This window comes from Pseudomaricurvus albidus, from assembly GCF_018863235.1.
GTDB lineage: Bacteria > Pseudomonadota > Gammaproteobacteria > Pseudomonadales > Cellvibrionaceae > Pseudomaricurvus > Pseudomaricurvus albidus.
This window is the reverse complement of record NZ_JAHKRS010000010.1, coordinates 92,268-104,752: the sequence shown is the minus strand read 5'-3', so window position 1 is coordinate 104,752 and position 12,485 is coordinate 92,268. Positions and strand designations below refer to the sequence as shown.

General features: G+C 50.0%; 10 protein-coding genes. All 10 read right to left on the bottom strand.

What is annotated here, in order from left to right:
- Position 1: 1 nt before the first annotated feature.
- On the bottom strand, positions 2 to 1,105 hold the full coding sequence (locus KOI40_RS15335; RefSeq protein ID WP_216098409.1) for a protein-glutamate methylesterase/protein-glutamine glutaminase: 1,104 nt from the start codon (positions 1,103 to 1,105) through the stop codon (positions 2 to 4).
- A gap of 46 nt (positions 1,106 to 1,151) precedes the next feature.
- A complete protein-coding gene (locus KOI40_RS15330; protein WP_216098408.1) occupies positions 1,152 to 3,425 on the bottom strand; it encodes a chemotaxis protein CheA in 2,274 nt (757 codons plus the stop codon).
- 23 nt (positions 3,426 to 3,448) lie between these two features.
- Entirely contained in the window at positions 3,449 to 4,252 is an 804-nt protein-coding gene (locus KOI40_RS15325) for a protein phosphatase CheZ (RefSeq protein ID WP_233710317.1), read from the bottom strand.
- 20 nt (positions 4,253 to 4,272) lie between these two features.
- A complete protein-coding gene (cheY, locus tag KOI40_RS15320; protein WP_216098471.1) occupies positions 4,273 to 4,659 on the bottom strand; it encodes a chemotaxis response regulator CheY in 387 nt (128 codons plus the stop codon).
- Positions 4,660 to 4,770: 111 nt separating this feature from the next.
- Positions 4,771 to 5,520, bottom strand: a complete 750-nt coding sequence (locus tag KOI40_RS15315; RefSeq protein WP_216098407.1) for an RNA polymerase sigma factor FliA — start codon at positions 5,518 to 5,520, stop codon at positions 4,771 to 4,773.
- A 33-nt stretch (positions 5,521 to 5,553) separates the two neighbouring features.
- Entirely contained in the window at positions 5,554 to 6,387 is an 834-nt protein-coding gene (locus KOI40_RS15310) for a MinD/ParA family protein (RefSeq protein ID WP_216098406.1), read from the bottom strand.
- Between the two features lie 97 nt (positions 6,388 to 6,484).
- The gene (gene flhF / locus KOI40_RS15305) at positions 6,485 to 8,107 is read right to left on the bottom strand and encodes a flagellar biosynthesis GTPase FlhF (RefSeq protein ID WP_216098405.1); all 1,623 of its coding nucleotides are present in this window, start codon (positions 8,105 to 8,107) and stop codon (positions 6,485 to 6,487) included.
- Between the two features lie 83 nt (positions 8,108 to 8,190).
- A complete protein-coding gene (gene flhA / locus KOI40_RS15300) occupies positions 8,191 to 10,293 on the bottom strand; it encodes a flagellar biosynthesis protein FlhA (RefSeq protein WP_216098470.1) in 2,103 nt (700 codons plus the stop codon).
- Between the two features lie 273 nt (positions 10,294 to 10,566).
- Positions 10,567 to 11,703, bottom strand: coding sequence for a flagellar biosynthesis protein FlhB (gene flhB / locus KOI40_RS15295; RefSeq protein ID WP_304504237.1), 1,137 nt, complete (start codon positions 11,701 to 11,703; stop codon positions 10,567 to 10,569).
- Positions 11,700 to 12,479 carry a flagellar biosynthetic protein FliR gene (gene fliR / locus KOI40_RS15290; protein WP_216098403.1) on the bottom strand — a complete coding sequence of 260 codons (780 nt, stop codon included), beginning with the start codon at positions 12,477 to 12,479 and terminating at the stop codon, positions 11,700 to 11,702. The genes flhB and fliR overlap by 4 nt, the downstream gene beginning before the upstream one ends.
- Positions 12,480 to 12,485: the final 6 nt, after the last annotated feature.

Genomic DNA, 12,485 nt, shown 5'->3' with positions numbered 1-12,485 from the left:
ACTAAAATTCCTTAGCCAACACTGAACCTATGTCACGCAGAGGTAACACCCGATCAGTAAGCTGTGCTCTGGCGACCGCCATGGGCATGCCATAAATAACGCAGCTGTCTTCGTCCTGACTCCAGATTGCACTGCCTTTCTGTTTCAACAGTCGTGCACCTTCACAACCGTCCGAGCCCATTCCCGTCAAAATCACACCCAGCGCCTGATTACCAAACGCATTGGCTGCTGAACCAAAGGTTACATCGAGGCAGGGTTTATAGTTCACCCGGCTATCACCCTCCAGAACCCTGACAGTTCCTGAACCCCGTTTGTCAATCATTAGCTGTTTGCCTCCGGGAGCCAACAGTGCCAGTCCGGGCTTTAAGGAATCACCATCCTGAGCCTCTCGAACTTCAATTTTGCATTGTCGATTCAAACGATCTGCAAAGGCTTTGGTGAAGTTCTCAGGCATATGCTGAACAAGGACAATAGGCAGAGGAAAACGCTCAGGCAACTTGCTTAACACGTCTGCAAGAGCAACCGGACCACCAGTAGAAGCACCAATAAGCAGTAATTTCACTTTACCTTTCAGGTCGGGAGCGGGAGTGTTACGAACCGCGCCACGTGAACTGGATGACAAAGAAATCACACTTCGGTTAACACTATCAACTGGCTTGGTGTCTGCGTAACTGGCTTGTCTTGTCGGTCTTGATAAAGATGATTTGGCCTGAGATGCTATCGCCAACAAACGACTGTGTAGCCTCTGTTTCAGTGAAGCAGAGTCTTTGGATATCTCGGCAAAGTTCTTGGGCAGGAAGTCCACGGCCCCTGCCTCAAGAGCATCCAGCGTGGTGCGGGCACCCTCATAAGTCAAAGACGAAAACATCAGAATGGGAGTCGGCTGCTCGGACATGATCTGCCGGACAGCACTAACGCCATCCATTATAGGCATTTCGTAGTCCATGGTTATAACATCAGGACGTAAACTCCTGGTCTTTTCCACAGCCTCTCGCCCATTAGCGGCCAGCCCTATGACCTCTAGCTTAGGATGCTCATTCAACATCTCTTTCAAGCGGTGCTGAAAAAAATTGGAATCGTCGACCACCAGAACCTTCAGGCTCATAACTCTCTCACTGGCCAAGTACTAAACGATGGAGACTGCAGTTGCATTATGCCAACCCTACATAGCGATCCAGCATGCTGGGAACATCCAAAATCAAAGCAATAGTGCCATCGCCAGTAATAGTCGCTCCGGCCATGCCGGGAGTTCCGTGTAACATTTTTCCAAGGGGTTTAATGACCACCTCTTCCTGACCGATCAGTTGATCAACCACAAAACCGACCCGTTGCGTGCCCACAGACACAATAACAACGTGAGACTCTTCCAGATGCTCATCGTTAACCGCACCCCGAACCAACCAGCGTTTCAGGTGGAAAATGGGGACCGCTTTATCGCGAACCGTAACGCACTCCTGGCCATCTACAACATGGGTCTGTGTCAGGTCCATGTGGAATATTTCATTAACACTGACCAGCGGCAAAGCGAATGTCTGCTGACCAAGCATAATCATTAATGTCGGCATGATGGCCAGCGTCAAAGGCACCTTGATACTGATTCGGGTTCCCTCTCCCATGACAGAATCAATATCAATGGAGCCATTAAGCTGGGTGATTTTTGTCTTTACAACATCCATCCCCACACCACGACCTGACACATCTGAGATTTCTTTCTTGGTCGAAAATCCAGGAGCAAAGATCAAAGAAAAAGCTTCTGAATCCGGCAACCGTGCAGCGGCGTCCTCATCCATCAAACCTTTTTCTACAGCGATGCTACGTAACTTGTTGGGATCCATACCGCCGCCGTCATCAGTGATGGATAACAGAATATGATCACCTTCCTGCTCGGCTGCGAGTATTACTTTACCTACGCGCGGCTTGCCTTTGGCTTCACGATCATCCGGCAATTCAATGCCATGGTCGACTGAGTTTCGAACCAGGTGAACCAGCGGGTCGGCCAGTGCTTCAACCAGGTTTTTATCGAGATCAGTATCTTCACCCTGAAGCTCCAGGTTAATCTCTTTTTTCAAACTCCTGGCAAGATCACGCACCACCCGAGGGAAGCGGCCAAAAACCTTTTTGATTGGCTGCATGCGGGTTTTCATGACCGAAGTTTGCAAGTCGGCAGTGACTACATCCAGATTGCCAACGGCCTTGGACAGCACTTCATCATTCGCTTTTAACCCCAGACGAACCAACCGATTGCGAACCAGTACCAGCTCGCCCACCATATTCATGATGTCATCGAGGCGCTGGGTATCAACACGCACTGTCGTTTCACCAGCAGGAGCAGTTTCCCGTGCCACCGGAGCTGTTTTTGGAGCAGGCTGGGGAGCTGTACTCGATGTAGGTGCTACTGTTTTCGCAGATTCTGCCTTATCGCTGCTGATGCTGGCAGTACTTTGGGCAGAGTTATTGACCACAGGCGTCGGTGACCCACCCTTACCATGCAAATCATCCAGCAACTTTTCAAATTCATCATCGGTAATCAAATCACCACCGGATGATGTTGATACTGCTGCCTGCTTAGGTACATTATTCTGCACCTCACCGCCATTTGCACCGGGCCCCTTACCCTTGCCGTGCAGCTGATCGAGCAATGCATCAAATTCATCATCGGTTATATCATCATTCGATGATGTGCCTTGTTTGAGCGTGATATCCTGGGCAGCCACTACTGAAGCTTCTGTCCCTGGGCCTTTACCGGCACCATGGAGCTGATCCAGCAACGCCTCAAACTCATCATCAGTAATGTCATCACTCGATTGAGCAGGGCTGGATTCACCCTCAGCTTTAGATGCTTTTTCCAAAGCGGTGGATTCACTAACGAATGAGTCGCCTTGAGAAATGGCGTCTAACAATTCCTCAAATTCCGCGTCAGTGATATCACCACTCCCCTGACCTGATCCAAGCGTAGAAGACGCTTGTACCGCTGAACTTTGCAGTTCAGGATCAGACTCTGATGAAGGAGCGGCTGCAGTGGCTTCAGAGAGGTCTTCGCAGGAAACCAAACGCTCGAGAGCGACCAATAATTCTGGCGCAGCGGGATCGGCTTCGACTCCTTGCGATATTTGTGAGAATTGGCTATTCACCGTATCCAGAGCCTGGAGTACAACATCCATCAGTTCGGAGGTCACAGCACGTTTGCCGGTTCGCAGAATGTCGAACAAGTTCTCGGTTACGTGGCAACAGTCCACCATGGCATTCAACTGAAGAAAGCCTGCGCCACCTTTAACCGTATGAAAACCACGGAAAATAGCATTCAATAAATCGGTATCGTCTGGGCGCTGCTCCAAATCCACCAATTGCTCAGAGAGAAGATCCAGGATCTCTCCTGCTTCAACCAGAAAATCTTGAAGAATTTCTTCGTCTTCACCGAAACTCATTCACCAGCTCCTCAGAACTTAAATCAGAAACCCAGACTTGATAATAAGTCATCTACTTCATCTTGCCCGGAGACCACGTCTTCACGTATATCACTGTGAATTTGAGGGCCTTCAGCTTCGACAGCTTTTTGTTGGGCGGTCATTTTCTGCTCTACTTCTGAAAATGTACTCAACCCGGTAATGTCTTCTACCTGGCTCGCGATACGAACCAGATCGACCAAATTTTCTTCAACATCGCAAATCAGGCCAATCACACGCTTGAGCACCTGACCGGTGAGGTCCTGAAACCCTTGCTCAAGAACGATATCCTGCAAATTTTTATTCAGTTCGCTGGTGCCATCGCGCATGTCGCCGAGAAAACCATCAATACGAACATACAGCTCACGAAATTCATCTGCCGTCATTTCACGACGTCTCAGACGTGCCCACTCTTCATGGAGTGACGCGGCTTCTTCCCCGAGGTTTAATGCGATAGGCGCTGATGCTTCAACCATATCCATGGTCTTGTCTGCAGCATTCTGCGTCATTTCGATGACGTAATTCAGGCGATCAGATGCATCCTGAATTTCAGAGGACTCAATATCAGGTGGATCTGCGTTCAGATCACCGTCCACATGAAAGTTGACAATGGCACTGTGAAGACCTCTGGTCAGTTTACCGACCGCTTTATACATATTGTCATCACGAACCCGAACGAGTTGTTCGATCAACTGTGACGCGCCTTCAATGTCATCGCTACTGAGCTTGTCAGAAAGTTGCTTGGCACAATCCTGAAGTTCTTTGATAAATACATCATTCGTGTGCGGTTTGGGTTGCATTTCCATCATTCAACCTTTCTGGTTATTTATTAACTACCCACACGTACGAAGATTTTTTCAATCTTTTCTTTCAGTGCTGCTGCAGTAAAGGGTTTAACCACATAACCATTAACACCGGCCTGGGCTGCCTCGATAATCTGATCACGCTTGGCTTCTGCCGTTACCATCAACACTGGTAAAGAGGACAGTTTTTCATCAGCCCGCACGGCTTTTAACAGGTCTATCCCGCTCATGCCGGGCATATTCCAGTCCGTTACCAGAAAGTCATAATCGCCACTTTTCAGCATTGGCAATGCTGTCAGGCCATCATCTGCCTCTTGGGTATTTGAAAAACCCAGGTCCCGTAGCAGATTCTTGATAATCCGACGCATTGTCGAGAAATCGTCGACAATCAGAATCTTCATGTTTTTGTCCAATGCAACCTCCATCGTCCCCGGCATGGGATTTACTTTAAGTTCTGTCACTGAGGTGAATCATCACCATCAGCTGTATTTCCGTGTCGATTTTTTGTACAAACCCTATGTACGTTATTCCGCTTTTTCCTGCCAATCGGCCAATTTGGTACGCAACCTCAAGGCTGCTTGCGAGTGAATCTGACTGACTCTGGACTCGCTTACACCAATAATTTGACCAATCTCTTTCAGGTTAAGCTCTTCATCGTAGTAGAGCGCCAACACCAGCCTTTCTCTTTCCGGCAATTGGGTTATCGCCTGCGAAAGCGATTGCTTTAGCGATTCTCTTTGAAAATCTTCCTGAGGGGGGATAAAAGGCATGCTGATACTGTCACTACCGAAGCCAGAATCGTCATCCCCATAGCTCTCTTCAAAGCTGAAAAGTCGACTTGAGGCCGTGTCGTTCAGCATGGCATGGTACTCATTGACATCCACACCCAGCTCTTCGGCGACTTCCCGATCCGTAGCGTCACGGCCTTTTCTGGCCTCAACATTACTGATGGCTTCACTTACCCGACGTCCGTTGCGGTGAACCGAGCGGGGAGCCCAATCGCCTCTGCGCATTTCATCGACTATCGATCCGCGAATACGGATTCCGGCATAGGTCTCGAAGCTGGCTCCTTTCGAAGCATCATACTTCTGAGCGGCTTCCAGCAATCCCAGCATACCGGCCTGGATAAGGTCCTCAACCTGCACACAGGCCGGCATCCTCATCATCATATGATGTGCGATGCGCTTCACCAGATGTGCGTATTCTTCTACCTGAATGGTTGTCAGGCCGCGTTGTGTTTCATCATACATAGCTAAGCCATCTGCTGCTGGCATGGTGTCAGTCCTGTTTGCTTTATACCCGGAACGTTACAGGCAAGCCCTTTGGGGAGCCGTCTGCAAGAGCCGTTCAACAAAGAATTCCAGATGCCCTCTTGCACTGCTGGGTAGAGGCCACTGATCCACTTGATCCGCAATCTTCCGCACAGCGATCGCCGCCTTGGACTGGGGAGCATATTTGAGTAGCGGCTGTTGCTGCTGCACCGCTTTACGCACGTTTTCGTCAAACGGGACATTCCCCAAATACTGCAGGGACACATCCAGAAAACGCTCACATACCACATTCAATTTATTGAATAGTCCCTGGCCTTCCTGAACACTTCGGGTCATATTCGCAATCACCCGGAAACGGAAGAGTCCATGTTCTTTATTCAGTAGTTTTATCAGCGCATAGGCATCCGTTATTGAGGAAGGTTCGTCACACACAACGACCACAACCTCTTGAGATGCCCGTACAAAACTGACCACGGTATCGGAAATACCCGCTGCCGTATCGACCACCAAAACATCCAGCTGATTGCTTAATTCACTGAAAGCATGAATCAAAGCGGCGTGCTGCTGAGGCCCCAACGCGGCCATTTGCTGCACACCTGATGTAGCTGGAACCACTTTAATACCAGACGGTCCGGTGACCAGAATGTCCGAGAGGCTGCACTCTCCACTCAAAACATCAGCCAGGTTTTTGTCTGCCTTTAAACCCAGCAAGACATCAATGTTCGCCAGCCCCAGGTCTGCATCCAACAGCACTACCCGACGGCGCATTTCCGCTAATGCAATGCTCAGGTTGAGGGAGATATTGCTCTTTCCTACGCCACCTTTACCGCCTGTTACGGCAATCACTTGTACTGGTCGTGTTGAACTCATTTAAGTTCACTCTCCTAGCTAAATTTGTTTTCGTTTTATGCCGAAAACGTAATCAATATCCGGGTAAATACCTGACAACAGCTAAATGCCCGCCGGATTAATATCTGTCAAAAGCCCCTTGGGCTTCATTTGCCGATGCCTGACTGCCCATACCGGTTTTCATCAAAGCGACGGCCTTTGCGACCAGTTTGTGTCCTTTGGCAACCTCAATATCCTGCGGGATTTCCTGTCCATTGGTGGTGTACTGGACAGCCAGCTTGTGCTCGAGAAGCACACTCATGGCTTCACCCAGACTGCTGCTTTCATCCAGTTTTGTCAGTACACAACCTTGCAGTCGGGCACTCTGATGGGCATGAACGGTCGCTTTCATCATTTGCAGCTGGGAGTTACAGGCCATGACCAGTAACGTCTGGATTTCTGGAATTGAATCCAGCGCCTGCAACTGCTCTTTTAATTGAGCGTCACCCAATCGGAAACCGGCGGTATCTATCAACACCAGCGGACAGCCTTTAAGACTTCTCAACACTGCAGGCAGATCATTGTGATCTTCCACCACCTTGACCTGAACATTCAGAATTTTGCCCAGAGAACGCAACTGATCATGTGCTGCGATACGGTATGTATCGGTTGTAATCAATGCGACATTTTCGGCTCCGTGCTCCAGCACATAGCGAGCGGCCAGCTTGGCAATTGTGGTGGTTTTGCCCACGCCGGTTGGACCAACAAAGGCAAAGACACCGCCATCCATCACCCTATCATCTGCCGATGCCGGCAAAAATCGAGACAGAGTAGCCAGAGTATCCGCCCAGGCTTCCTGAATGGTGCTGTGCTTTTTGATACGCTTCACAATGGCTTCTGCTGGACGATCACTCAACCCCATATGCTTTAAACGGCGCATCAAGCCTGAGTGTAAGGGTGTCGACATTTGCGGCGTATTGGCCATACGGGTCAACTGCTCTTCCAGCAACAGGCGCATATCCGCTAATTCTGACTGCAATGCCTGAAGCTGCATTTGCTGTTCTTGCTGTTGCTGATTTTGTGGATGAGACTGTTGCTGCGGGGTTTCACGAACACGGTCATACCCATAGTCACGCTGTGACTCGTATGACTCCTGTGGCCGATGAGATTGCAGTTGCTGTTTGCTTCTTGCATCCTCATAAAAACGGCCATCTGCATGGCTCGGGTTTCTTGAATAACTTTCGGGTGCTTCTTCATGCTGACGCCCGATCATCTGGCCAATGGGCAGGTCCGCCTGCTCTTGTTGCTTTCTGGCTGCCAGCATTTTCATACGAGCTTGTTCGATCTCATCGGCCAGCTCCGCAGGCGTTTTGCCCGAAGCACTGCCACGGAAAGCGGGAGTCGTTGTATTGGGAGTAAATTGTTGTGCCCGGAACTCTGGAGCACTGAGAGAAGACTCCAATGCCGGCTGGCTGTTGCGCAAGGGATCGTGACGATTAATCACTTCATCCATCGCCAACTGGTCTCGCCAGGCGCCATCGCTGCCCATGGGAATGTCGCTGCCTGCAGCCACATCAGCAAAACGTCCATTGATTGAGGACACTGATGACACGTTCTCCGCCTGCGGTTGAGCACTGGTCAATATTTCGACACCCTGTTTCACCCTTCTGCTGGACAAGATAATGGCTTCCGGTCCCATCTCCTGACGAACCAGTTCCAGCGCCCGGCGCATATCGCTAGCAACAAAACGTTTTACTGACATAAGTTTTCCCCATCACTCTCGTCGCTGATGATTGCGAAGAGCTGGCCTTAAACGCCTGACCACTGACTGCCGTCAATGGTCAATTACTGATCTACACCTACAGAGGCTTCAATCGTTACTTGTTTGTTATCCGGTATCTCTGTGTAAGCCAGCACCGACATGTCGGGCAAACTGAAGCGAACAAACTTCGCCATCACATTTCGAATCGGTGCAGCGACCAACAGAACGACCGGTTTTCCTTTCATTTCCTGCTTCTGCGCTGCGTCAATCAATGAGCGCTGAAGTTTTTCTGCCAGTTGTGGTTCTATGAAAGCACCGCCACCGCCAGATTTTTGTGACTGCTGAATGGACTGTAGCAATAACTGTTCCAGACCTGCTTCCAGTGTTACTACAGGGACCTCAGGGTCTTGTCCCACAATGGATTGCACGATTTGACGGGAAAGTGCGACACGGACCACAGAAATCAAAGCGTCGGGATCTTGACTCGCACCGCCGGCTGACGCCAAAGCTTCGGCTATCGTTCTCATGTCACGAATGGACACCCGCTCATGCAACAAGCCTTGTAAAACCTTCAACAGAACATTGAGATTGACCGCCCCCGGGACCAACTGCTCTACCAGCTTTGGCGAGGACTCTTCCAGCTTGTCGAGCAACTTCTGAACTTCTTCATGCCCCAGCAACTCGTAGCTGTGTTTGTGCAAAATATGATTGATTTGCGTGGCCACTACGGTACTGGCATCCACCACCGTGTACCCCAGAGTTTGCGCTTTGTCTTTTTTATCCGGATCAATCCAGACAGCTTCAAGCCCAAATGCAGGATCCGTGGTATTGATACCATCGATCTGACCAAACACCTGACCGGGGTTAATCGCAAGTTCCTTTTCCGGATAGACTTCTGCCTCCCCCAAAGTCACGCCCATCAGACTGATTCGGTAACCATTCGGCATAAGGTCGAGGTTATCCCGGATGTGGACCGACGGAACCAGAAAGCCCAGATCTTGCGAGAGTTTCTTGCGAACGCCTTTAATGCGTCCCAACAACTCACCACCCTGGTTTTTATCCACCATGGGGATCAGTCGATAGCCAACCTCAAGTCCTACAATGTCCACCGGCTGGACATCATCCCAACCGATATCAGCGGATTCTTTCTGCCCACCGTCGTTATCCAGAGTCACAGGACCACCCTGCTGGGATACTTGAGCCGGCACCTGTCCATTTGCAACATTTGACTTAACGGCTGGCAAGCCGGATTGCGAACCTGCTGCTATTTCGGCCTGGTGCTGTCGGTAATACAAATACAAAGCCAGGCCTGCGGCCAAAAAGGCCAGCCCCAGAAAGGACACATGCGGCATTCCGGGTATAGCCCCCATAATGAACAGTACGATAGAGGCGACCCCCAAAGCCTTGGGTGAGTCAAACATCTGCCGCATCACCTGATTGCGCATATCCTCCGAGCTGTTTACCCGGGTAACCATGATTGCCGCAGCGGTTGAGAGCAACAGAGAGGGAACCTGTGCAACCAGACCATCACCAATGGTCAACAGGATGTATTTCTCCAGCGCATCCTGAAACTCCAGCTGGTGCTGAACCATTCCGACAATCAGGCCACCAAATATATTGAGCACCAGAATCAGAATGCCCGCCATGGCGTCGCCACGGACAAATTTACTGGCACCGTCCATCGCCCCGTAGAAATCAGCCTCTGAAGCAACATCTTCACGGCGCTGGCGGGCTTCGTCCTGATCAATAAGACCTGCGTTCAGATCCGCATCGATGGCCATTTGCTTACCGGGCATGGCATCCAGGGTAAAACGCGCACTGACTTCAGAAATACGACCCGCACCTTTGGTCACAACCACAAAGTTGATGATCATTAAAATAATGAAGATGATGATACCGACAGCATAATTACCACCAATAACCACTTCGCCGAAGGCCTGAATCACTTTACCGGCAGCATCACCGCCTTCGTGCCCTTCCAGCAAAACCACCCGGGTTGACGCCACATTCAAAGCCAGACGCAGCAGCGTTGCCACAAGCAGAATGGTTGGAAATGCGGCAAAGTCCAAAGGCCTCAAGCTATAAACACCAACCAGCAGAACGACGATAGACAGCGCAATATTGAACGAGAAGAACATGTCCAACAGGAAAGGTGGCAGCGGCAAGGTCATCATGCCCAGCAGCATCAACAGCAGGATAGGAATACCCAGGTTGCCCTGCCCCACACTGAGAACATGGTTGAAGGCTTTTTGCGATCAATGCCACGGGCAAATTGGCGGAATTCTGTCAGTTGTTGTGAGGCCATGGAAAACGGTTTCTTGACGTTGCGTGTGGTTTTTTAAACACATCGCAAGAAGCGTACCTATTTGAACTGATTCACAAAAAAACTGATTTGGCGAGAAAAAAGTCAGATCTTTGCTAGCGGTTTTATTCGACCCACGACAAAGGACAAGAAATGATCAGGGGTCGAACTGCATATCTTTTGGCACGGTAATGTTACGAGGGAAGTCAGGCTGTTCCGCCTGCCCTTTACGGTAATTACGCAACTGGAATACGTAGGCCAGGACTTGAGCCACCGCCATATATAAGCCCGCCGGGATTTCCTGATCGACCTCGGTGGTGTGATAGATAGCCCGCGCCAATACTGGCGACTCCATGATTTGAACATCATTGGCTTTGGCTACCTCACGGATCTTCAGAGCAAAGAAATCCACCCCTTTGGCGATGACTATGGGGGTCTCCATGGTTTCCGGGTCATATTTGACGGCTATCGCGAAGTGAGTCGGGTTAGTGATGACCACATCCGCCTGAGGCACCTCGGCCAGTTGACGATTATTAGCCATTTCCCGTTGCAACTGACGGATTCGCCCTTTCACTTCGGGCTTGCCTTCGGAGTCCTTCATCTCATCCTTGATGTCCTGCAAAGACATCTTGAGCTTGCGATTGTTATCCCAGATCTGGAATGGCACATCCACGATGACAATTAAAATCGTTACTGCCGACAAAATAATGGCAGCCCAGCCGGTGAGCGTCATGGAATCCATTATCGACGGAATTACAGCCTGATTGGAAAGTTCCAACATATCCTGCTGCATCGCCAACAACAAAAGAATGGCTACCCCCAGGATAACCAGGACCTTCGCCAAAGATTTGACCAGTTCCACCAGTCCTTTAACACCGAACATCCGCTTTAGACCTTCAGCGGGATTCATCCTGTTGGGCTTTGGCGCCATGCCTTTGGGATTCCACAACCATCCACCCAAGGCAATAGGCCCGACAATGGAGGCGATCGCCAATACCGCAAACAAAGGCAACAGGAACATGATGGCATCGGCAAAGGAGCTGCCCAGGTGTGAAAACATCAATTCGGTATCAAAAGCTACTTCACGCTCGAGGGTAAAATTAAAGCGCAGGATATCCATCAGGCGCTGGGACATGAAAGGTGCCCAGACGAACAAGCCTATGCTGCCAATGATCAGAATCGCAGAAGTCGTCAGCTCCCTTGATCGCGGAACCTGCCCGTCCTCACGGGCTTTTTCTAACCGTTTCGGCGTGGGTTCTTCTGTTTTTTCCTGACTGCTGTCATCCGCCATCAGGGAATCCTCAAGATGTTGTAAAGCACATTAAAGCCTTCATCCATGAATCGTTGATAATTCGGGAAGAAGCTGGGCATGCTGAACCAGATGATGATCAGACCAAAAACCAGAGTAATCGGGAAACCCACGGCAAACACGTTCATTTGCGGAGCTGCACGGCTCATCACACCGAACGCCAAATTGACAACCAAAAGAGAAGTCAGTACCGGCAATGCAATCAACAATGCCCTGCTGAACATCCAGCTGCCACTGGTGGCTATCTGTAAAAATACATCTGCACTTATCCCTGTTGCAGATATCGGCATGGTGGTAAAACTTTCAACCAGCATCTGGAACACCACCAGGTGACCGTTCATGCTCAAAAACAATAAAGTCGTCAGGATCATGTAATACTGGGATAGCACAGTGACTGAAACCCCACTGGCGGGGTCATTCATCGCGGCAAAGCCCAAGCCCATTTTCATTGCCATAAATTGCCCGGCAAGGACAAATATCTGAAAGACAACCTGCAGGAAAAAACCAATGGTGATACCAATGATCAGTTGCTGCACGATAATCACCAGACTACCCAGCGACAGAGGTGGCACAGCTGGCATTGGTGGTAATAAGGGGACAATCAGAATGGTCAAACTGAAAGCCAGAACAATGCGAATTCGGGCTGCAACAATGCGTGTTCCCAAAATCGGCATGGTCATAAATACCGCAGAAATACGGAATAGCGGCCAGAGATATCGCCCCACAAACTCCATAATTTGACTGTCAGTCAGGTAGAACACCGAAGG

Bases quoted from the DNA above. Each gene is read 5' to 3' on its own strand.
- KOI40_RS15335 (WP_216098409.1), bottom strand. From the start codon at position 1,105: ATGAGCCTGAAGGTTCTGGTGGTCGACGATTCCAATTTTTTTCAGCAC.
- KOI40_RS15330 (WP_216098408.1), bottom strand. From the start codon at position 3,425: ATGAGTTTCGGTGAAGACGAAGAAATTCTTCAAGATTTTCTGGTTGAA.
- KOI40_RS15325 (WP_233710317.1), bottom strand. From the start codon at position 4,252: ATGATGGAAATGCAACCCAAACCGCACACGAATGATGTATTTATCAAA.
- KOI40_RS15315 (WP_216098407.1), bottom strand. From the start codon at position 5,520: ATGCCAGCAGCAGATGGCTTAGCTATGTATGATGAAACACAACGCGGC.
- KOI40_RS15310 (WP_216098406.1), bottom strand. From the start codon at position 6,387: ATGAGTTCAACACGACCAGTACAAGTGATTGCCGTAACAGGCGGTAAA.
- flhF (WP_216098405.1), bottom strand. From the start codon at position 8,107: ATGTCAGTAAAACGTTTTGTTGCTAGCGATATGCGCCGGGCGCTGGAA.
- flhA (WP_216098470.1), bottom strand. From the start codon at position 10,293: ATGCTGCTGGGCATGATGACCTTGCCGCTGCCACCTTTCCTGTTGGAC.